Genomic DNA, 20,255 nt, shown 5'->3' on the forward strand with positions numbered 1-20,255 from the left:
TGATCGTTCCATGTGGGATGTGTGAGGTGTCAGTCAGTCTGCGCACCCGTCGGCGCGCTCGTTCGAGGCGCCGGCTCCGCCTCCGGGACCCGCAGTCGCCGCAGGGCGCTGAGGGCGATGCCGTCGAGGATGTTGTGCTCGCTGGTGACGGCGACGGAGACGTGGCCTTCAGCGGCGACGCGGCGCAGGATCCGCGCCCAGACGAGGGCTCCGGCACCGATGACGTCGACGCGGCCCGGGTGGATGTACGCCATCTGCTCCCGCTCGGCGCTCGGGGTCCGCGCCATCTCCTCGCACAGCTCGGCGAAGCGCTCCACATCAGTCTCGGCGCCGTGGATCGCATCCGGTTCGTACTGGTCGAGGCCCAGTGCATGCGCTGTCATCGTGGTGACGGTGCCGGCGACGCCGACCAGGGAGCGCACGCGGGAGAGGTCGATCTCGGTGGCGGTGTCGAGCATCTCGTCGATGTCCCGCTCTGCAGCGCGGATCGCGTCCTCACTCGGTGGGTCGTCCTGCAGATGGCGCTCCATGATCCGCACGGACCCGATGTTCAGGGAGACCTCCGCCTCGGGCTCCTCAGCACCGATGATCAGTTCGGTGGAGCCGCCTCCGATGTCCACCACGAGGGACGGGGCTTCCGGCGCTGACGGGAGCGAAGTGACCGCGCCCTGGAAGCTGAGCGTCGCCTCCTCAGCGCCGTCGATCACTTCGGGGTCGATGCCGAGGATCGAGCGGACGCCGCGGACGAAGTCGTCGCGGTTGGAGGCATCGCGGGTGGCGCTGGTGGCGACGAAGCGCACCGCGGCGGGGGCCACCCCTGCGGCGTCGATCCTCTGCTTGTAGGACCGCAGCGCCTCCAGCGTGCGGTCGATCGCTTCGGGGTCGAGGACGCCGGTGCGGTCCACGCCGTAGCCGAGCCGCACGATCGTCATGGTGCGGTCGATGTCGGTGAGTGCTGCACCACCGGGTCGGTCGGGATCGTCGGCGGCATCGGCGATGAGCAGACGAATGGAGTTGGTGCCGCAGTCGATCGCTGCGACCCGGTCGGTGGGCCGGGTGCCGTCGGCCTCCCACTCAGCGGTGACCGACGCCGGCGTGTCCTCACAGCGGCAGCGCTCAATGCTGGCGCTCTCGGCGATCTGCTCGAGGACCCGGTCGCCATAGGGATTCAGCCCCGGGCCCTCTGCGAGGGAGTGACCGGCGAGGGCGTGCAGGCACTTCACCCGCTCGGGCATGCCGCCGCACGAGATCCCCCGGATCTCCTCCACATCGCCGAGCTCATCGCGGCGCTCAAGGAAGTGCTCATGGGCGCGCCGGTGCTTCCGCTGCGCCTCCGGATCGCCGGCGAGCTCCTCCGTCCACTCGGCGAGGGTGCCGGTGGCCTCAACGCGGGAGATCTCCTCCACCAGCGACGGCAGCGTCAGGTAGAAGGAGGTGGGGAACGGGGCGCCGCTCGGCAGGCGCGGCAGAGTGCGCACCACCGCGGGTGCACCGCAGGCGCACCGGCGGGCGATCGACACGACCCCGCGCATCGTGCGGCCCAGCTGGCGGGACATGATCTCCATGTCGAGCGCAGTGGCGGGGCTCTCGAACGGCATCGGGTCGAGGGTCATTCGGTGTCCTTCGGGTCAGAGGAATCGGAAGTGGGCTCGTTCGAGCCGCCGGAATCGGACGCGGGGGCCGGCGCGGGCTTCTTCGGGTGATCGTCCACAGCCGACGGCTTCTCCGGCGGCGCGGCCTGCGAGGCCCCGACCATCGAATCCCACAGAGTGCCGTACCAGGCGGTCTCGTGGGCCTTCTGTTCGCGCCGCTCCGCAGTGGTCATCGGGATCTCCTCACCGGAGGTGTCGGTGAGGCGGTACTGGGTCTCACCGGGCCAGACGAACAGCAGCCGCTCACGGGCCTGCGCGGCCACGAAGGTGGGGTCGTCCCACCGGGCGACCTGCGCTTCGAGGTCGTCCAGCTGCTGCTGGCGGTTGCGGATCTGCGCCTGCATCTGGGCGAGTCGCTGCTCCTGCGCCACATAGTGGTTGACCGACGGGACGAGCGCGGCCAGCGCCAGAACGATCACCGTGATCAGCACCAGGCTGCGCTTGGTGATGCCGAGTGCGTGCTCGCCGACGCGGCCCGCGGTCCGCGAGGCGCGGCCAGTGCGCTGCCGGGCAGCAACGGCGGTGCCGCCCGAGGCGGGTGCGGAACGGGCCGACGCCGCGGGACGCGATGTGCTGCGAACGCGGGCGGAGTTCGCGGCACCGTGACGGGGCGCGGCACCGGGGCCGACGGAGGTTGCGCGCTGGTTCTGCTCCTCTCGCCGATCCCCGGACTGGGGGCGGCGGGGCGCCCTCGGCCGGGAGCTCGGGTTCGATGAAGCGGGGCGCCTCGCCGACGGCGAAGCGCCCTGCCCCTCAGGTGTGCGATCAGGCACGGAAGCGCGGGAATGCCGAAGCGCCCGCGTACACCGCTGCCTCGCCCAGCTCGTCCTCAATGCGGATGAGCTGGTTGTACTTGTTGACGCGTTCGCCGCGAGCCGGTGCGCCGGTCTTGATCTGGCCGGTGTTCAGGGCCACGGAGAGGTCCGCGATCGTGGTGTCCTCGGTCTCGCCGGAACGGTGGGAGATCATCGAGGTGTAGCCGGAACGGGTGGCAAGGGCCACAGCGTCCAGGGTCTCGGTCAGGGTGCCGATCTGGTTTACCTTCACCAGCAGGGAGTTCGCAGCGCCCTCCCGGACACCGCGCTCCAGGCGCTCCGGGTTGGTGACGAACAGGTCGTCGCCGACGAGCTGGACCTTGTCCCCGAGCTTCTCGGTGATGGCCACCCAGCCCTGCCAGTCCTCCTCATCGAGCGGATCCTCGATGGAGACCAGCGGGTAGGCTGCGACGAGCTCGGCGTAGTAGTCCGCCATCTCCTCGGCCGTGCGGGCCTGTCCCTCGAACTGGTAGGAGCCGTTCTCGTAGAACTCGGATGCGGCGACGTCCAGCGCCAGCGCAACGTCCCTGCCGGGCTCGTAGCCGGCAGCGCGGATCGCGTCGACGATGAGGTCGAGCGCTTCGCGGTTCGAGTCGAGGTTCGGGGCGAAGCCGCCTTCGTCACCAAGGCCGGTGCTGAGGCCGCGCTCCTTCAGCACTGCCTTCAGCGCGTGGTACACCTCGGCGCCCCAGCGGACGGCTTCGGTGAAGGTCTCAGCGCCGATCGGGGCGATCATGAACTCCTGGATGTCCACGTTGGAGTCCGCGTGGGAGCCGCCGTTGAGGATGTTCATCATCGGCACGGGCAGCAGGTGCGCGTTCGGGCCGCCGATGTAGCGGTAGAGGGGCAGCTCGGCGACGTCGGCGGCGGCCTTCGCCACCGCCAGGGACACGCCGAGGATGGCGTTCGCGCCGATCTTGCCCTTGTTGTCGGTGCCGTCGATGTCCAGCATGATCGAGTCGATGGCGCGCTGGTCGGCGACGTCCAGCTCCACCAGCTGCGGGCCGAGATCGGAGCGCACAGCAGCGGCGGCGTCCTTCACGCCCTTGCCGAGGTAGCGGCCCTTGTCGCCGTCACGGCGCTCCACTGCTTCGAACTGGCCGGTGGAGGCACCCGAGGGGACCTGGGCGAGGTACTCGAAGCCGTTGTCGAGACTGACCACGACCTCCACGGTCGGGTTGCCGCGCGAATCCAGGATCTCGCGGCCGCGCACGTCGGTGATGAATGCCATTGACAGGTCTCCTTCGTCGAGGGTGAAAGGTCGCTGGTCGGCGTTGACCCGCGGGGACCATTCTAGGCGAGGTGATCGGGACTGACTGAGCGCGCAGTCCCAACTGAGTCGATCAGTCGGTTCAGTCGGCGCAGAGCGGATTCCGGATCCCGGTCGTGCTCCTCAGCGCGGACCACCACCGCCAGCAGATCGAGAGCATCCAGGGTGATCGCCGCCTCAGGGTCGGTCGGCGCGGCGGACTCGGCGGCGATGCGCACCTGCTCCAGATGCTCGAGGATGCCCGGCAGTTCACCGCCGGTGCGGGCCCGCTGGATCAGTTTGAACGCCGCCTGCAGCGCCGGCAGGGCCGACGGGATCCCCTCCCCCAGATGGCTGCGGGGCTTCTCCGCGGACTTCACCGCCTGCCACTGGTCGACCACGTCCTGCACCGTGCCGACCTCCGTGCGCTCGTCCTCGGGTGCGAAGACATGCGGATTGCGGCGGTACATCTTCCGGTTCAGTGATCGGGCCACGTCGTCCAGGGTCCACGGGCTCGCGCTCTCCATGCCGATGCGCGCATGGAACACGAGCTGGAACAGCAGGTCCCCGAACTCCTCCACCGCCGTGGGACCATCCGGATCCGGTCCTTCCAGCTCGTCGAGCACTTCGAAGGTCTCCTCCAGGAGGTACCTGGCGAGGCTCTGGTGCGTCTGCTCAGCGCTCCACACATCGCCGCCGGGGCTGCGCAGCGCATGCATGATCCGCACCGACTCCACAACCGCGCTTCCCGGGGCAGTGGGAGAGGCGAAGCGGACATCCGCATCCAGGCGGCGCCCCAGGCGCGCCTCCAGCGCATCCAGCAGCGCTGTGGGGCCGGGCAGGAAGGGGTGCTCGGAGTCGATCAGCAGGACGAGAGGGTCATCAGTGGCGCTCCCGTCGGCCTCCCCCTCCCCCGTCAGCAGGCCGGCGAGGCCGTCGATCAGCGCGGCAGCGGAGCGCGCATCCAGCAGGTGGGCCTCCACCCCGGCCTCCCGCAGGTGCGCCTCCCAGGAGTCCGCGGCGATGGAGCCGACGGCGACTCGGCCGGCCGACCGCAGGCAGTCCCAGCCGGCGGCGGTCAGCAGGCCGGCCGCATTCAGCGGCGACACCGGAAGCATCACCAGTTCGCTCATCGTGCGGCCCCCACGGTGCCCGGGGCCTGAGCGGTCTCAGCGATGGCGCTGTCCGGGCGCAGAACGGCGATGACCGTGCGGCACCAGTCGAGCAGGTCGTCGTCCACGAGGCCGGTGCCGCCGATCCGCTTGGTCTGCGGGTGCGGGATGAGGACCAAACGGGTCGCCGGTTTGATGAGTGTGCCGGGGAACAGACGCTTGAGGCGCATCGCAACCGAATCCGGCACCTCGAGATGACCGAAGCGGATCATCCGGCCCTGCACCTGCACCTCGTCGATCTCCGCCTCGATGCAGTCCAGGCGGAAGCGCGCCACCGTGAACAGCAGAGCGACCTCGGGCGGCATCTCGCCGTACCGATCGGTGAGCTCCTCCCGAACGCTCTCCAGCTCCTCGGTGCTGACGGCCTTCGACAGCTTCGAATACGCCTCCAGGCGCAGCCGCTCCGATTCGATGTAGTCGAACGGGATCCGGGCGTTCAGCGGCAGCTCCACCTTCGCGTCCCGGCGCACCGGGGCACCCGTGCCCTTGAACGCATTCACCGCCTCGCCGACCATGCGGACGTAGAGGTCGAAGCCCACACCGGCGATGTGGCCGGACTGCTCACCGCCGAGGAGGTTGCCTGCGCCGCGGATCTCGAGGTCCTTCATCGCCACCTGCATGCCGGCACCCAAGTCGGAGTGGGTGGCGAGAGTGGTGAGGCGGTCGTGGGCGGTCTCAGTGAGCGGCTTGTCGCCGCGGTACAGGAAGTACGCGTAGGCGCGTTCCCGGGACCGGCCCACCCTGCCGCGCAGCTGGTGCAGCTGCGAGAGGCCGAACCGGTCGGCGTTCTCCACGATCAGCGTGTTCGCGTTGGAGATGTCCAGGCCGGTCTCCACGATGGTGGTGCACACCAGCACATCGAACCGCTTCTCCCAGAAGTCGAGGATCACGCGCTCCAGCTGCGCTTCGTTCATCTTGCCGTGCGCCACTTCGACCCGGGCATCCGGCACCAGCTCACGGATCTTCTGCGCGGTGCGGTCGATGTCCTCCACCCGGTTGTGGATGTAGAACACCTGCCCCTCGCGCAGCAGCTCGCGACGGATCGCCGCGGCGACCTGCTTGTCCTCCTGTGCGCCCACATAGGTGAGGACGGGGTGACGCTCCTCGGGCGCGGTCGCCAGAGTGGATAGTTCGCGGATGCCGGTGACGGCCATCTCCAGGGTGCGCGGGATCGGTGTGGCCGACATCGACAGCACATCGACGTTGGCGCGCAGCGCCTTCAGCGTCTCCTTGTGCTCCACGCCGAAGCGCTGCTCCTCATCGACGATGATCAGGCCCAGGTCCTTGAAGCGCACCTGGCCGGTGAGCAGACGGTGCGTGCCGATGACGACATCGACGGAGCCGTCGAGGAGGCCCTCCACCGTGGCATCCGACTCCGCCTTCGCCTGGAAGCGCGACAGGCCCCGCACCGTGACGGGGAAGCCGGCGAAGCGCTCGGTGAAGGTGTCCACATGCTGCTGCGACAGCAGGGTGGTGGGAGCGAGCACAGCGACCTGTTTTCCGTCCTGGACGGCTTTGAACGCCGCACGGACCGCGATCTCCGTTTTGCCGAATCCGACGTCGCCGCAGATCAGGCGATCCATCGGGATCGGGCGCTCCATGTCCTTCTTGACCTCGTCGATCGTGGACAGCTGATCGGGCGTCTCCGTGAACTCGAACGCGTCCTCCAGCTCCTGCTGCCAGGGGGTGTCCGGACCGAAGGCGTGCCCTTCGGACGCCTGGCGGGCACTGTACAGCCGCACCAGTTCGTCGGCGATCTCCCGGATCGCCTTGCGGGCCTTCGACTTGGTCTTCGACCAGTCGCTGCCGCCCATCCGGTTGACGCTCGGCGACTCCCCGCCGACGTACTTCGTGATGTGCTCCAGCTGGTCGCTGGGCACGTACAGACGATCACCCGGCTGTCCGCGGCGTGACGGCGCGTACTCGATGACGAGGTATTCGCGGGTGGTCCGTTTGCCCGCCTGGCCGACGGTGCGGCTGGTGAGCTCCACGAACCTGCCGACGCCGTGGTGGTCGTGCACCACGAAATCCCCCGCCTTCAGCTGCAGCGGGTCCACTGTGACGCGGCGCTTGGACGCCAGGCGACGCTCCGAGCTGCGGCGCGCCCCGGACTTTCCGGTGAGGTCGCGTTCGCACATCACCATGATCTGCTCCGACTCCAGCACCACGCCTTCGGTGATGGGGCCGGTGGTGATGAGCAGCTGGCCCTCGGCCGGTTCCTCGTCGAGGGTCTCGGTGAACTGCGCGGTGACGTCGGCGTCGCGCAGGCTCTCCGCGAGGTGGCGGCCGGTGCCGGCGCCGGCCGTGGTGATGAGCAGGCGCCAGCCGTCGGTCTGCCGGCGGTGAAGATCTCGCGCCGCCTGGGCGGTCGATCCGCCGTAGCCGGGGTGGGCGGCTGCGGCGACGGTGATGTCGGCGTCGATGCCGAACGGGGCGGCGGTGGTCAGTGGGATGCCGCGCCGGCGGAAGATCTCCTGCAGCGCGTCGATGTCGAGGAAGCTGGCCTCGTCCACATCGATCGGCACTGCGCCCTCACCAGCGGCGCTGGACCACGCGGCGGCGAGGAACTCCCCGGTGGTCTGCACCAGTTCGTCGGCTCGGGCGCGGACGCGCTCCGGCTCCAGCACGAGCACGCGGGAGCGCTCCGGCACCGTCTCGGCGACGGACTCCATCCCGTCCACCAGGACCGGGCTGAGGGACTCCATGCCGTCCACGGCTATGCCGTCGGTGATCTGGGTGAGCATGTCCGCGAGGCCCGGCAGCTGCTGGGCCATCTCGCGGGCACGTCGGCGCACATCGTCGGTCAGGAGGATCTCCCGACAGGCGGGGGCGTGCAGCTCGGTGAGTTCGGCGTCCAGCGAGCGCTGATCGGCGACGGAGAAGAAGCGCATCTCGTCGACGTCGTCGCCGAAGAACTCGATGCGGACCGGGTGGGGCTCCGTCGGCGCGAACACGTCGAGGATGCCGCCGCGCACGGCGAACTCGCCGCGGCGCTCCACCATGTCGACCCGGACGTAGGCGGCGGCCGCCAGGTCGTCCACCAGCTGATCCATCGGGTAGGCGTCATCGCGGACGATGCGCACGGGCCGCAGGTCGCCGAGGCCCTTCGCCATCGGCTGCATCAGGGCGCGCACCGGCATCACCAGCACGCTCAGCGGGTCGGTCTCCTCCGGGTGAGCGAGCCGGTACAGAGTGGCGAGCCGCGTCGCGACCGTATCCGAGCGCGGCGAGAGCCGCTCATGCGGGAGGGTCTCCCACGCGGGCAGCAGGGCCGCGGGGGCCGACGGGGCCAGCGCCTGCACCTGTGCGAGCACGTCCTCGGCTTCGCGGGTGGTGGCGGTGACGATGATCAGCGGCTGATCGGTGCCGGCGGAGCTCGCCGCTTCCGCCGCGATGAAGGGATGCATGCCCTGCGGGGCGATGATGCTGATGGACTGCGAGGCGCTGAACGCCTCCCCGATGCGCTGCAGGTCCGCCGAGCGGCGGACCAGGTCCAGGGCGTGGCCGAGGCTCACGGGCGGATCGCCTCCCGCTGGTGGAATTCGTTCTGGGCGGACAGCAGACCGTGCAGTGCGAGGTGCTCGGCGGCGTTCGCACCGTCGATGAGGAGGTCGTCCAGCACCTTCCGCTCGGCGGCGGAGAATCGTGAGAGGACGTGGTCGGCGGTGTCCTGGCCGCGGTGCGGGCGCCCGACGCCCAGCCGCACTCGCAGGTAGTCGCGCGTGCCGAGCGCACGAGTGATGTCCCGCAGGCCGTTGTGCCCGCCTTCGCCGCCGCCCTGCTTGAGGCGGACCGTGCCGAACTCGGTGTCGATCTCGTCATGCACCACGATCACGTGGTCGGGGTCGATGCCGTAGTACTGGGCGAGCGAGCTGACCGGGCCGCCGGAGACGTTCATGAAGCTGGTGGTCTTGGCGAGGACCGCGCGCACCCCTTGGCCGGGCAGGCCGAGCCGGCCTTCGATGACCTCCGCGGCGGCGCGCTTGGCGCTGCTGAAGCGGCCTCCGGCGCTGCCGGCCATCACATCCAGGCACATGTGGCCGATGTTGTGGCGGGTCTGGGCGTACTGGGGGCCCGGATTGCCGAGGCCCACGATCAGAACTGTGCTGCTCACCGTTTTTCCATCCTTCGCGCGTCGGTCCACAGAGTACAGGGGCGCCGTGCCTGTCGGCACGGCGCCCCTGCGGGTGTCAGAAGAGGATCACTCCTCGTCGGAGTCCTCGGCGTCCTCGGAGGACTCCTCGCCCTCAGCGGCCTCCTCGCCCTCGGCGTCCTCGGCCTCCGGGGTCTCGAGGTCGGTCTCGTCGACCTGCGGCACCTCAACGGAGACCACGAGCGCCTCAGCGTCGGTCACCAGCTCCGCACCCTCGGGCAGGGTGAGGTCGCCGGCGAAGATCTGGGTGCCCTCCTCGAGGCCCTCCACGGAGATCTCGATGACCTCGGGGACCTTGAGAGCGTCCACCAGAATAGTGAGGTCGTTGAGCTCCATGATGTGGGTGGCCGGCGACACCGGCTCGCCCTCGACCTGGAACGGAATGTCCACCTCGACCTTCTCGCCGCGCTTGACGACGATCAGGTCCAGGTGCTGGATCTCGCGACGCACGGGGTGGCGCTGGATGTCCTTGATCAGGGCGAGCTTGGTCTTGCCGTCCGGCAGCTCGAGCTCGATCAGGGCGTTGGAGTTACGGGCGATCAGAGCGGTGGCGTGGTACGGAAGGACCAGGTGGACCGGGTCCATCTCGTGGCCGTACAGCACAGCGGGGATCGCGTTGTCGCGGCGGATGCGGCGGGCAGCGCCCTTGCCGAAGTCTTCGCGGCGCTCAACCTTCAGGTTCTCTGCCATGGGATTCTCCTTGTGAAGATGCGGAGGCGACTCAACGCGACACAAGGCGCCCACGAAGACGTGGACTGGCTATGGTCACCGCGTCGATCACGGAGAGCAGGCGCTCTCCCTCGCCGAAGTTCTCCAGAAGTCTACCGGCGCCGCCGGCTGAGGGCCAGGACTCCAGCCGGGAAGCCGGGTGACGTTCAGCACCCGTCGGTCCACCGGGCAGGCGCGCACAGCCCTCCCGGCAGCCATCTCGCGTGCTGTCCATGATGGCGCATCGCACCCGCTCGGAACCGCACCGGCGAGGAATTCGATGAGACCGCTCAGAAAAGGACACTGGTCCCTTTTTTGGGTCTTTCACAGGGATACGGTGGAACCGACTTCAGAGAAGACGCCAATCCAGGAAGCAGAAGAATAGGGATTCGCCAGAAAGGCCCTGCGATGACTGCCCCGACCGCACCCCGCAATCTCCACCCCACCGACTCGACAGCCGCTCTCACCCGTACGGACGAGCGCCGTGGCGTCGCATCCTGGATGTTCCCCGCGGCAGGTGTGCTGCGCATCCTGACCGGTTTCGTGTTCCTCTGGGCATTCTTCGACAAGCTGTTCGGCCTCGGCGTCGGCACCGAACCGGGGAAGTCGGTGCTGAACGGCGGCAGCCCCACCACCGGATTCCTCACGCACGCAGTTCCAGCAGGAAATCCCCTCACCGGCGTGTGGAATGCCCTGGTGTCGATCAATCCGTTCACCGACATCCTGTTCATGGCCGGGCTTCTGGGCATCGGTGCGGCACTGATGCTCGGGATCGGCATGAAGGTCGCCACCATCAGCGGCGTGGCGATGTACCTGTTCATGGCGCTGGCGGCGTACCCGTTCGGCACCAACCCGTTCGTTGATGACCACGTGCTGATGGCACTGGTGCTGATCGTCCTGCTGGGCGTCGGCGCTCAGGACCACCTCGGCTTCGGCCGGAAGTGGGCACAGATCGTCGGTGAGGATTCGTGGCTCCGCTGAGCCCGGTCCCACCGGTCCCCCGGGGCTGACACCGCCCCGTCAGGGCCTCGGAGCTGCGAGGAGGGACGCGGCTCCGAGGCCCTTCTTCATGCTCTCCCAGCACCTCGAACACAAAGGCGCGGACGGTGGAGGCCGTCCGCGCCTGGTGCGCGCTCACCGCTTCCCCGTGCCCGGGGCGAGCGGCAGGACCGATCAGACGTCGCCGTCGAACAGGCTCGTCACCGAGCCATCATCGAAGACCGCGCGGATCGCACGGGCCAGCAGCGGTGCGATCGACAGCTGTGTGAGAGTCTCGAACTTCTTCTCCTCCGGGATCGGGAGTGTGTTGGTGCAGATGACCTCGCGGATGTCCGCGTTGCGCAGACGCTCGGTGGCGGGGTCCGAGAAGATCGGGTGGGTGGTCGCCACCACGACGGAGTTCGCGCCGTTCTCCTTCAGCGCCTCGACTGCCTGCACGATGGTGCCGGCGGTGTCGATCATGTCGTCCACGAGGATGCAGGTCTTGCCGCTGACATTGCCGATGACGCGCTTGGCCACTGCCTGGTTCGGCTTCTTCGGGTCACGGGACTTGTGGATGAAGGCCAGCGGCACGCTGCCGAGCACCTTCGCCCACTTCTCCGCGACGGCGATGCGGCCGGCGTCCGGGGAGACCACGCAGAGGTCCTCATCGCCGTAGTGCTCCTTGACGTAGCCGGACAGGATCGGCATGGCCATCAGGTGGTCGACGGGACCGTCGAAGTAGCCCTGGACCTGAGGGGCGTGCAGGTCCACCGAGATCATGCGGTCGATGCCGGCGGTGCGGTACAGGTCGGCGACCAGGCGGGCGGAGATCGGCTCGCGGCCGCGGTGCTTCTTGTCCTGGCGCGCATACGGGTAGGACGGAGCGATCGCGGTGATGCGCTTGGCGCTGGCGCGCTTGAGGGCATCGACCATGATCAGGTGCTCGACCAGCCAGTTGTTGAGCGGCGCCGGGTGCGCCTGGAGGACGAAGACGTCCGCACCTCGCACGCTTTCGCCGTAGCGCACGTAGATCTCGCCGTTGGCGAAGTCCCAGGCGTCCATCGGCAGGAGGTCGATGCCGAGCTCGCTCGCGACTTCCTGAGCGAGCACGGGGTGCGCCCGGCCCGCCGCAAGCACGAGGTGCTTCTCACCCTTGGTGCTGATGCCGCTCATTTCTTCTCCTCAGTTCCGTTCTCGGTGGATGTGTCGGTCGGCGTGGAGTGCGATGCACGAGCCGCTGCGGCGGCATCGGCTGCCGCGGTGCCGGCGCGGTTCTTCAGGGTCCATCCTTCCAGCGTACGCTGGGAGACGGTGTTGATGGCGAGGTCACCGGGGGCGACGTCCTCCAAGACGGTGGTGCCGGCGCCGGTGGCGGCGCCGTCGCCGATGGTGACCGGAGCGATGAGCACGTTGTCGCTGCCGACGCGCACATGCTTGCCGACCACGGTGCGGTGCTTGTTGACGCCGTCGTAGTTGGCGAAGATCGTGGCTGCGCCGATGTTGGTGCCCTCACCGATCTGGGCATCACCCACGTAGGACAGGTGCGGCACCTTGGCGCCGTCGCCGATCTGCGCGTTCTTCGTTTCGCAGAAGCCGCCGATCTTGCCGGCGGCGCCGAGCACGGTGCCGGGTCGGAGATAGGTGAAGGGGCCGACGGAGGCGCCCTCACCGATGGAGGCTCCGCTGCCGTGGGTGCGGACCACGCAGGCGCCGTCGCCGACGGTGATGTCGGTGAGCGTGGAGTCGGGGCCGATCTCGCAGTCCGCGCCGATGGCGGTGGTGCCGTGCAGTTGGACGCCGGGGCGGATGACGGTGTCGGCGCCGATGGTGACGGTGCTGTCGATCCAGGTGGTCTCCGGGTCCACGATGCCGACGCCGGCGCGCATGTGGCGCTCCAGGATCCGTCGGTTCATCTCGCGGGCCAGCTGGGAGAGCTGTACGCGGTCGTTGGCGCCCTCGACCTGGTCGATGTCGTCGATCGGGTGAGCGGAGACGCGGTGGCCGAGCTCCCGGGCGATGCCGAGGACATCGGTCAGATACATCTCGCCCTGGGCGTTATCGGTGGTGACGCGGGCGAGCGCGGTGCGCAGGAGGTCGAGGTCGAAGGCGTAGATGCCGGAGTTGATCTCCGTGATCGCGCGCTGCTCCTCGGTCGCGTCCTTGTGTTCGACGATGCCGAGGACGTCGCCGCCGTCGGACTCGCGCAGGATGCGGCCGTAGCCGGTGGGGTCCTCGAGGTGAGCGGTGAGGACGGAGACCTTGGCGCCGGAGCCGGCGTGCGCTTCCATGAGTGCGCGGAGGGTGTCGCCCTGCAGGAGGGGGACGTCGCCGTAGGTGACGAGGACGGTGCCGGTCTCCGCGGCGACCTGCTCGAGGCCGCACTGCACGGCGCGCCCGGTGCCGGGGATCTCGTCCTGGTCGGCGATCTTCACCTGGGGTGCGTGCTCGGCGAGATGGCCGACCACCTGCTCGCGTTCGTGCCGCACCACGGCGACGACCTCTGGGGTGCCCGTCTCACCGGCCGCGCCGATGGCGTGCACGAGCATCGACTGCCCGCACACGGGGTGGAGGACTTTCGGAAGCTTGGACTTCATTCGAGTGCCGGCCCCTGCTGCGAGGACGACGACTGCTGCTGGCGTCTGAGAGTCCACTCAATGGCTCCTTCGGATGGCCTTCATCGGTTGGCGGCGACGCGATCTGCAGATCACTGCCGTTCCGCGACCAGGACTCGAACCTGGAATCTCAGAACCAAAATCTGATGTGTTGCCGATTACACCATCGCGGATGACCCGTAGGGGACGCTCCCGATCCTAAGCCTCGGCCTGTCCATTCGCTTAATCTGCCGAGCCGGGATGTGTGAGACTTGGGGTCGCCTCCGACACCGACGGCGGACCCCGCGCGGGCCGCCTGGACCGGCAGCCGTCGGAAGAGACCCGACGAGACGAGGAGACGCAGACGATGACAGTTGAGCGCCCCGCGATGGACGAGGTGGACCGCATCGTCCGGGCCTGGCAGCAGCTGCAGCCCGATCTCAACTCCACTCCCCTGCACGTGTTCTCCCGCATCTCCCGCATCGCGTGGATCCAGGAGAACCTGCGGCGCGATGTCTTCGCGAAGGTCGGCCTGGACGGCTGGGAGTTCGACGTCCTCTCCGCACTGCGCCGCGCCGGCGACCCGTTCCAGCTCACTCCCCGACTGCTGATCCAGGAGACCCTGGTGACCTCCGGGACCATGACCACCCGGCTCGACAAGCTGCAGGCGCGGGGCCTGGTGACGCGGGCCCGCGCCCCCGAGGACGGCCGCAGCGTGGTGGTGCAGCTGTCGGCGGAGGGCATCCGCCTGGCCGATGAGGCGATCAGTGCGCTGATGGACGCCGAACAGGAGTTCCTCGACGCCCTGCCCGCGGGCGCGCAGGAGCAGATGGGCGATGCTCTGCGCAGTCTTCTGCTCGCGCTGGAGGCGCCGGCGGACGCCGAGGACCCGTCGGCCTGACCTCCGTGACGTCTCCGTCGAGCCCGGGTGGGGACCCCTCCCCCGGCTGACACGCAGGTGGGCGCCGTCGGCTGTGCTTGGATTGTCTGCAGCGGCGCCCGTCACATCGGCGCTGAACCATCCACTTCAGGAGGACCTCATGGGCTTCATCCAGGCATTCACCGGCGCACTCGGCGGCACCTTCGCCGACCAGTGGCTGGACTTCCTCACCGTTCCGTCCGGCATTGCGCCGACGGCCGCTCTGTTCCCCGCCGTCTCGAAGGGCACCAACGCCGGTCGCGGCCAGAACACCAAGGGCAGCGAGTCGATCATCTCCAACGGGTCGAAGATCGTGGTGCCGCCGGGCTACGGCCTCATCACGATGGAGGACGGCCGCACCACGGGCCTGATCACCGAGCCGGGCGGGTACATCTGGGCCTCCGGCGATCCGAACTCCCGCTCCGTGTTCGCCGGCAACGGCATCATCGCCTCCACTGTGTCCACCACCTGGGAGCGCTTCAAGTTCGGCGGGCAGCCCGGCAGCCAGCAGCTGGCGATGTTCGTGTCGCTGAAGGAGCTGCCGAACAACCGCTTCGGCACCCAGTCGGAGATCTACTGGGACGACCGCTACATGAACGCGCAGGTGGGCGCCGTGGCGCGCGGGTCGTACACGATGAAGATCGTGGATCCGCTGCTGTTCGTGCACAACTGGGTCCCCGCGAGGCACCTCCAGCCGAACGCTCAGCCGTTCGACTTCACGGACATGAGCAATGACGCCGCGGACCAGCCGTTCCGCGAGGTCGTCGCCTCCCTCGCCGCAGCGTTCTCGAAGTACACCAACGACGAGGACAAGGACCACCGCATCACCCGCATCCAGCAGGATTCGATGGGCCTCGCCCAGGCGCTCGGCGCCGCGGTGGAGGAGAACTACCGCTGGGCGGCGGACCGCGGTCTGGTGATCGTCAAGGTCGCGATGGAGTCCATCGAGTACGACGAGGACACTCGCCGCCTGCTGTCCGATGTCAAGAAGGCCGACGCCCTCTCCGGCGACCGCTCCCGCTCCTTCGCCAGCCAGGCGTTCGCGCGTGGTGTGGAGTCCGCTGGCCAGAACGGCGGCGGTGCGGGCCTGGCGATGATGGGCATGGGCGCCGGTGCGCTGGGAGGCATGGCCGCTCCCACGAATCAGACTCCTTTCGCCGGCGCGCAGCAGGGTCAGCAGCAGGCAGCGCCCCAGCAGGACGGCGGGGCCGGGCAGGCGCAGGGCGGCCAGACTCAGGGCGGGCAGGCCGACGGGTCCCAGAGCGGCGAGGATCCCGTGGCGAAGCTCGCGCAGTTCAAGCAGATGCTCGACCAGGGCCTCATCTCCCAAGAGGACTACGACGCTGCGAAGAACCGCGCGCTCGGCCTGTGATGTCCGCCCCGTTCGATCCCAACGCCCCGCGTCCCATCCCCCAGGGAGCACACGACGCCCACCGGGTTGCCGCCGATCCGCAGGGCGCGCCGCTGAACGGGACCGAAGCCAGTGACGAAGCGATGACGGATATCCGCCCCGTCGGCGAGCAGGTCATCGACACCTCGCGCGGCCAGCAGAGCGGCTTCCAGAAGTGCCCCCGCTGCGGCTCCACGGAGATCGGGTACTCCCCCGTAGCGGCCGCTCTGGTGTGCACCTACTGCCGCTTCCAGTGGAACGAGGCGAACGCGGACCAGCAGTTCGGGTTCGACTCGTCGATCAGCTCCCTGCGAGGAACGGTGCGCGGCTCCGGTGCGGCCAACCTGGCCGAGGACGACTCAGTGGTGACGATCCGCTGCGCCGGCTGCGGCGCCGACGTCGTCATCGATCCGCAGCAGGCGGCTCAGGCGCGCTGCCACTGGTGCCGACAGGTGCTGAGCCTCGGCCAGCGCATCGGCAACGGCCGCATCCCGGACGCGATCCTGCCGTTCACGGTGCCGCATGAGGCGGCCGTGAAGAACATCCGCGAATTCGCCGGATCCCGGCGCGCGTTCGCCACCGCCGCCTTCAAGGAAGGGTTCCAGCCGCAGAACATCCTCGGGGTGTACATGCCGTACATGCTGGTGGATGCGACTATGGACGTCGAGCTGCAGGGACGGGGCCAGGAGCACCTCGGCACCCGCACAGTCGGCTCCGACGACAAACGACGCACCTACTACATCGCGCAGGAGTACGAGTTCGGTCGCCGCTTCACCCTGCGCGTGGACGACCTGCCGCTGGAGTCGAACGCGGACCGCGCCCACATGAACACCGCCGTGAACACGAACAACGTGATCAATGCGGTGCAGCCGTTCGATACGAAGAACGCCGTCGCCTACAACCCGAACTACCTCAGCGGATTCACCTCGGAGCGGCGCGACACGAACATCGCCGACCTCGGCGGAGAAGCGGCCGACGGCTTCCTGTCCATCGCCCGCGCCCGCGCCTCCGGCATGCTGCCGCTGTACGACCGCGGTGTGGTCTGGGAGCGGGAGGGACTGGACGTGCACGGCAGCCGTTGGGTGTCGATCTATCTGCCGGTGTGGCTGTACAGCCACATGGAGCACCGGTCCGACGGCAGCCAGTTCGTCCACTACATCGCCGTGAACGGCCGCACGGGGCGCACCATGGGCTCCGTCCCCGTGTCGCAGGGCAAGCTGATCGCCGTGTCCGCGCTCGCCTCCCTCGGCGGGCTGGTGCTGGGCTTCCTTGCGCCGCTTGTCGCCAATGCCTTCTGAGGAGGACACCGACGATGAACGAAGCGATCAGCTACATCCTGTTCCCGCTCGGCGGCATGCTGCTGGTGGGGCTCACGGTGTACTTCGCGATCTACCAGTACTACCGCAACACCGATAAGTCCTACGAGTTCGAAACTCAGACCAGTGTCGAAGTGGTCGATGTGCAGATGTACGATCGGCCCACTCGCCGCTACGACAGTCTGCGTTCACGCATGATGAACGGGCACAACACGCTGGATCATCGGCAGCGGGTGCGGCGCGTTCCCCTGAAGTGATGGTCCACGACGCGGTGATGCTCAGCCGCTGAGGCCGGTGACCCGCATCGTGATGTTGATGCGGCCGCTGGTGAGGCCGCATCCGTCGGGCGCGGTGCCCGCCCGGGTGCCGAGCACACCGTGGAATGCGAGCCTGGACGGCCCTCCGAACACGAACAGGTCGCCCGAACGCAGCTCAAGGTCCTGATAGGGCCGGTTTCGGGTCTCGGTGTTCCCGAAGCGGAAGCGGCAGGAATCACCGATGGACAGGGACACCACCGGGTCGTCGGCCTTTTCGTCCTTGTCCTGGTGCATGCCCATCCGGGCGGTGGAGTCGTAGAAGTTCACCAGGGCGGTGTCGGGGCGGTAGCGGACCGCGGCGCTCTCGTCCCCGGTGGCGGTGGTGAGGGCGCGCCGACCCAGCCGCCCCATCCAGTCGGGGAAGTCGAGCACGCGGCGCCCGTTGACGTCCACGGCCTCCCGCGTGTAGCCGGTGGGGCGCCAATGCCACCCGAGGCAGACGGTGCGCACGCTCATCGGGTTTCCGCGGATCGTGGTGGAGTGCAGGGGCACCGGTCCCTCGACCCACCGATGGAACTGGCCGACGATCCAGCGCTGCTGCTCCAGGGTGAGGAACCCGGGCACGAAGTGGGCACCCGGCGGCAGCTCCGGAATCGGGCGCTGCACGAGCTCGTCCCCGAACAGGGGGTCCATCAGCGGCCCGATTCGAGGTCCAGCAGCATCCGCTTCGCTTCGAGCCCGCCGCGGTAGCCGCCGAGCGACCCGTCGGCGCGCAGCACGCGGTGGCATGGCACCAGAATGGGGAGAGGGTTGGAGCCGCAGGCGGAGCCGATTGCGCGGGTCGCCCTCGGGCGGCCGACGGAATCGGCGACCTGCGTGTAGGTGCGGGTGGTGCCGTAGGGGATCTGCGCGAGGTGGTTATGAACGGCGCGGCGCAGCTCCGTGGTGGCCGGTGGTGCCAGCGGCACGGTGAATCCTCTGCGCTCACCCGCGAAGAACTCGGCGAGCTCCGCTTCGGCGCGCTCGAGGTGGTGAGCGGCCGACGGGTGCTGCCCGCTGCTGGGTGCGCAGTCCCGCTGGGGCGATGAACGGTCGGCGTCGCGGGGGACGTCGAGGTCCGCCTCGAAGCTGACGGCGCTGACGCCGCGGTCAGTAGCGGTCAGCAGCAGGCGCCCCAGGGGCGAATCGATTACGCGCTCAGCAGTCATGCGCCCATTGTGCCAGCCGGCCTCGCCCGTGGCCGCGTCCATCAACCGGTGAGCTCTGTGAGCTCGAGCCAGCGCTCCTCCAACTGCTCGATCTCCTCCTCGCGTTCGCGCACCTGCGCGTGCAGGGCGCTGAGCCCCTCGAAGTCGGTGGGGTCGTGGGCGGCGAGCTGATCGTGCAGGCGAGCGATCTCGGCGGTGAGGCGGTCGATGCGTCGTTCGATGGAGGAGACCTCCTTCTTCACGGCATGCAGCTCGGCTCCGCTGAGCGCCTGTCCCTCTGGTGCGGCGGACCCGTCGGAGCCGCGTGCCGTGGCCGCTGCATCAGGGCGGGAGTCCTGGGCGGCCCGCAGCTGCAGGTACTCCTCCACCCCGCCGGGCAGGTGCCGCAGCCCCTGGTCGATCACCGCGTACTGCTGATCGGTGACGCGCTCCATCAGGTAGCGGTCGTGACTGACCACGATCAGGGTACCGGGCCAGGAGTCCAGCAGGTCCTCCAGCGCGGTCAGCATGTCGGTGTCCACATCGTTCGTGGGCTCATCGAGGATCAGCACGTTCGGTTCGCTCATCAGCACCAGCAGCAGCTGCAGGCGGCGGCGCTGGCCACCGGAGAGGTCCATCACCGGGGTCGACAGGTGGTCCTTCGTGAAGCCGAGGCGCTCCAGCAGCTGGGCGGGGCTGAGCTCCTTGCCGTCCACTGTGAACGACGTCCGGTACTCGGCGAGCACCTCGCGGACCCGCTTGTCGCCGATCTCCGCGAGCTCGCGGAACTGCTGGTCGAGGATCGCCACCTGCACGGTCTTGCCGCGGGTGATGCGACCGCTGGTCGGCTCGATCGCTCCGGCGATGAGGTTCAGCAGGGTCGATTTGCCTGCGCCGTTCTGGCCGAGGATGCCGGTGCGCTCACCGGGGGCGATGAGCCAGGTGACATCCGCGAGCACCTGCTTGTCGCCGTAGGCCACGCCCACGTCCTCCAGGTCCACGACCTTCTTGCCGAGGCGCGCCGTGGCCATGCGCTTGAGTTCGAGGGAGTTGCGGACATCGGGCACATCGGCGATGAGCTGATTGGCGGCGTCGATCCGGAACTTCGGCTTCGAGGTGCGCGCGGGGGCGCCGCGGCGCAGCCACGCCAGTTCCTTGCGCATCAGGTTCTGCCGCTTCTGCTCCGCCTGGGCCGCGATCCGGTCGCGCTCCACGCGCTGCAGGACGTACGCCGCGTAGCCGCCTTCGAACGGCTCCACGATGCCGTCGTGCACCTCCCAGGTGGCAGTGCAGACTTCGTCGAGGAACCAGCGGTCGTGGGTGATGACCACGAGCGCCCCCTGGTTCTTCGGCCACCGGTTCTTCAGATGCCGGGCGAGCCAGGCGATGCCCTCCACATCCAGGTGGTTGGTGGGCTCATCCAGACCGATCAGGTCCCACTCCCCCACCAGCAGCTGCGCGAGCGCGACGCGGCGGCGCTGCCCACCGGAGAGGGCGCCGATCAGGCGGTCGAAGGGGATGTCGGAGACGAGGCCGGAGACGACGTCGCGGATGCGGGGGTCGCCCGCCCACTCGTACTCCTGGAGATGGCCGACGATCTCGTGGCCGACGGTGGCCTCGTCATCGAGGCTGTCCGACTGCGCCAGCAGCCCGATGCGGACACCGCCGCGTGGAGTGACCCGCCCGCCCATCGGCTCGAGACGGCCGAACAGCATGGACAGCAGAGTGGATTTGCCGTCACCGTTGCGGCCGACCATCCCGATGCGGTCGCCGTCGAAGATGCCGCAGGTGACCGAGTCGATGACGACGCGGTTCGGATATGCCAGGTGCAGGGACTCAGCCCCGAGGAGAAGTGCCACGGACCA

17 protein-coding genes and 1 tRNA gene are annotated in these 20,255 nt (G+C 68.9%); 5 read left to right on the forward strand and 13 right to left on the reverse strand.

Translation table 11 applies throughout. The features are described from left to right. Window positions 1-29: 29 nt before the first annotated feature. From R3I40_RS05940 to R3I40_RS05970, 7 genes are all read right to left on the reverse strand, one after another. Window positions 30-1,613 (reverse strand): DUF501 domain-containing protein, encoded by a 1,584-nt coding sequence (locus R3I40_RS05940; RefSeq protein WP_317699880.1) that lies wholly within the window; start codon window positions 1,611-1,613, stop codon window positions 30-32. Next, window positions 1,610-2,425 carry an FtsB family cell division protein gene (locus R3I40_RS05945; protein ID WP_259924238.1) on the reverse strand — a complete coding sequence of 272 codons (816 nt, stop codon included), beginning with the start codon at window positions 2,423-2,425 and terminating at the stop codon, window positions 1,610-1,612. Before R3I40_RS05945 ends, R3I40_RS05940 begins: the two co-directional genes overlap by 4 nt. Beyond that, complete coding sequence (eno, locus tag R3I40_RS05950; RefSeq protein WP_259924240.1) at window positions 2,418-3,698, reverse strand: phosphopyruvate hydratase; 1,281 nt, start codon at window positions 3,696-3,698, stop codon at window positions 2,418-2,420. Before eno ends, R3I40_RS05945 begins: the two co-directional genes overlap by 8 nt. Before the next feature lie 62 nt (window positions 3,699-3,760). Beyond that, entirely contained in the window at window positions 3,761-4,849 is a 1,089-nt protein-coding gene (locus R3I40_RS05955) for a MazG nucleotide pyrophosphohydrolase domain-containing protein (RefSeq protein ID WP_246370659.1), read from the reverse strand. Further along, window positions 4,846-8,403 carry a transcription-repair coupling factor gene (mfd, locus tag R3I40_RS05960; protein ID WP_396349461.1) on the reverse strand — a complete coding sequence of 1,186 codons (3,558 nt, stop codon included), beginning with the start codon at window positions 8,401-8,403 and terminating at the stop codon, window positions 4,846-4,848. The genes R3I40_RS05955 and mfd overlap by 4 nt, the downstream gene beginning before the upstream one ends. Further along, complete coding sequence (gene pth / locus R3I40_RS05965; RefSeq protein ID WP_183374799.1) at window positions 8,400-9,002, reverse strand: aminoacyl-tRNA hydrolase; 603 nt, start codon at window positions 9,000-9,002, stop codon at window positions 8,400-8,402. The genes mfd and pth overlap by 4 nt, the downstream gene beginning before the upstream one ends. Window positions 9,003-9,089: 87 nt before the next feature. Continuing rightward, a complete protein-coding gene (locus R3I40_RS05970) occupies window positions 9,090-9,731 on the reverse strand; it encodes a 50S ribosomal protein L25/general stress protein Ctc (protein WP_285262466.1) in 642 nt (213 codons plus the stop codon). Window positions 9,732-10,157: 426 nt separating this feature from the next. Here R3I40_RS05970 and R3I40_RS05975 point away from each other — a divergent pair, with 426 nt between their 5' ends. Next, entirely contained in the window at window positions 10,158-10,730 is a 573-nt protein-coding gene (locus R3I40_RS05975; RefSeq protein ID WP_259924183.1) for a hypothetical protein, read from the forward strand. Between the two features lie 192 nt (window positions 10,731-10,922). Here the strand turns inward: R3I40_RS05975 and R3I40_RS05980 are convergent, their stop codons facing one another. The 3 genes from R3I40_RS05980 to R3I40_RS05990 all read right to left on the reverse strand — a co-directional run bounded on the left by R3I40_RS05980 (window position 10,923) and on the right by R3I40_RS05990 (window position 13,515). After that, window positions 10,923-11,903, reverse strand: a complete 981-nt coding sequence (locus R3I40_RS05980; protein ID WP_183374805.1) for a ribose-phosphate diphosphokinase — start codon at window positions 11,901-11,903, stop codon at window positions 10,923-10,925. After that, entirely contained in the window at window positions 11,900-13,324 is a 1,425-nt protein-coding gene (gene glmU / locus R3I40_RS05985; protein WP_396349489.1) for a bifunctional UDP-N-acetylglucosamine diphosphorylase/glucosamine-1-phosphate N-acetyltransferase GlmU, read from the reverse strand. The genes R3I40_RS05980 and glmU overlap by 4 nt, the downstream gene beginning before the upstream one ends. 119 nt (window positions 13,325-13,443) lie before the next feature. Beyond that, window positions 13,444-13,515 (reverse strand) — tRNA-Gln (locus R3I40_RS05990). A gap of 173 nt (window positions 13,516-13,688) precedes the next feature. On the opposite strand from R3I40_RS05990, the gene R3I40_RS05995 reads away from it, so the two are divergent. The 4 genes from R3I40_RS05995 (at window position 13,689) to R3I40_RS06010 (ending at window position 17,203) form a co-directional block, all read left to right on the forward strand. Continuing rightward, window positions 13,689-14,222 carry a MarR family winged helix-turn-helix transcriptional regulator gene (locus tag R3I40_RS05995; RefSeq protein ID WP_285262465.1) on the forward strand — a complete coding sequence of 178 codons (534 nt, stop codon included), beginning with the start codon at window positions 13,689-13,691 and terminating at the stop codon, window positions 14,220-14,222. A 139-nt stretch (window positions 14,223-14,361) separates the two neighbouring features. Next, window positions 14,362-15,612, forward strand: a complete 1,251-nt coding sequence (locus R3I40_RS06000; protein WP_285262464.1) for an SPFH domain-containing protein — start codon at window positions 14,362-14,364, stop codon at window positions 15,610-15,612. After that, window positions 15,612-16,928 carry a TFIIB-type zinc ribbon-containing protein gene (locus R3I40_RS06005; RefSeq protein WP_285262467.1) on the forward strand — a complete coding sequence of 439 codons (1,317 nt, stop codon included), beginning with the start codon at window positions 15,612-15,614 and terminating at the stop codon, window positions 16,926-16,928. Before R3I40_RS06000 ends, R3I40_RS06005 begins: the two co-directional genes overlap by 1 nt. Before the next feature lie 14 nt (window positions 16,929-16,942). Beyond that, on the forward strand, window positions 16,943-17,203 hold the full coding sequence (locus R3I40_RS06010; RefSeq protein ID WP_183374815.1) for a hypothetical protein: 261 nt from the start codon (window positions 16,943-16,945) through the stop codon (window positions 17,201-17,203). Window positions 17,204-17,224: 21 nt separating this feature from the next. On the opposite strand, the gene R3I40_RS06015 is transcribed toward R3I40_RS06010, so the two are convergent. Genes R3I40_RS06015 through R3I40_RS06025 form a run of 3 tightly spaced genes read right to left on the reverse strand, consistent with a single transcriptional unit; the run spans window position 17,225 to window position 20,249 of the window. Continuing rightward, window positions 17,225-17,896 (reverse strand): alpha-ketoglutarate-dependent dioxygenase AlkB family protein, encoded by a 672-nt coding sequence (locus R3I40_RS06015; protein WP_183374817.1) that lies wholly within the window; start codon window positions 17,894-17,896, stop codon window positions 17,225-17,227. Then, entirely contained in the window at window positions 17,896-18,411 is a 516-nt protein-coding gene (locus R3I40_RS06020) for a methylated-DNA--[protein]-cysteine S-methyltransferase (RefSeq protein ID WP_183374818.1), read from the reverse strand. Before R3I40_RS06020 ends, R3I40_RS06015 begins: the two co-directional genes overlap by 1 nt. Window positions 18,412-18,452: 41 nt before the next feature. Then, window positions 18,453-20,249 carry an ABC-F family ATP-binding cassette domain-containing protein gene (locus R3I40_RS06025; protein WP_183374820.1) on the reverse strand — a complete coding sequence of 599 codons (1,797 nt, stop codon included), beginning with the start codon at window positions 20,247-20,249 and terminating at the stop codon, window positions 18,453-18,455. Between the last annotated feature and the right edge of the window lie 6 nt (window positions 20,250-20,255).

It is taken from the genome of Helcobacillus massiliensis (assembly GCF_033106145.1).
Classification (GTDB): domain Bacteria; phylum Actinomycetota; class Actinomycetes; order Actinomycetales; family Dermabacteraceae; genus Helcobacillus; species Helcobacillus massiliensis.

Coding starts and splice junctions, on each gene's coding strand:
- R3I40_RS05940 (WP_317699880.1), bottom strand. CDS start 1,613: ATGACCCTCGACCCGATGCCGTTCGAGAGCCCCGCCACTGCGCTCGAC.
- eno (WP_259924240.1), bottom strand. CDS start 3,698: ATGGCATTCATCACCGACGTGCGCGGCCGCGAGATCCTGGATTCGCGC.
- R3I40_RS05955 (WP_246370659.1), bottom strand. CDS start 4,849: ATGAGCGAACTGGTGATGCTTCCGGTGTCGCCGCTGAATGCGGCCGGC.
- R3I40_RS05970 (WP_285262466.1), bottom strand. CDS start 9,731: ATGGCAGAGAACCTGAAGGTTGAGCGCCGCGAAGACTTCGGCAAGGGC.
- R3I40_RS05975 (WP_259924183.1), top strand. CDS start 10,158: ATGACTGCCCCGACCGCACCCCGCAATCTCCACCCCACCGACTCGACA.
- R3I40_RS05980 (WP_183374805.1), bottom strand. CDS start 11,903: ATGAGCGGCATCAGCACCAAGGGTGAGAAGCACCTCGTGCTTGCGGCG.
- glmU (WP_396349489.1), bottom strand. CDS start 13,324: ATGAAGTCCAAGCTTCCGAAAGTCCTCCACCCCGTGTGCGGGCAGTCG.
- R3I40_RS05995 (WP_285262465.1), top strand. CDS start 13,689: ATGACAGTTGAGCGCCCCGCGATGGACGAGGTGGACCGCATCGTCCGG.
- R3I40_RS06000 (WP_285262464.1), top strand. CDS start 14,362: ATGGGCTTCATCCAGGCATTCACCGGCGCACTCGGCGGCACCTTCGCC.
- R3I40_RS06005 (WP_285262467.1), top strand. CDS start 15,612: ATGTCCGCCCCGTTCGATCCCAACGCCCCGCGTCCCATCCCCCAGGGA.
- R3I40_RS06010 (WP_183374815.1), top strand. CDS start 16,943: ATGAACGAAGCGATCAGCTACATCCTGTTCCCGCTCGGCGGCATGCTG.
- R3I40_RS06015 (WP_183374817.1), bottom strand. CDS start 17,896: ATGGACCCCCTGTTCGGGGACGAGCTCGTGCAGCGCCCGATTCCGGAG.
- R3I40_RS06020 (WP_183374818.1), bottom strand. CDS start 18,411: ATGACTGCTGAGCGCGTAATCGATTCGCCCCTGGGGCGCCTGCTGCTG.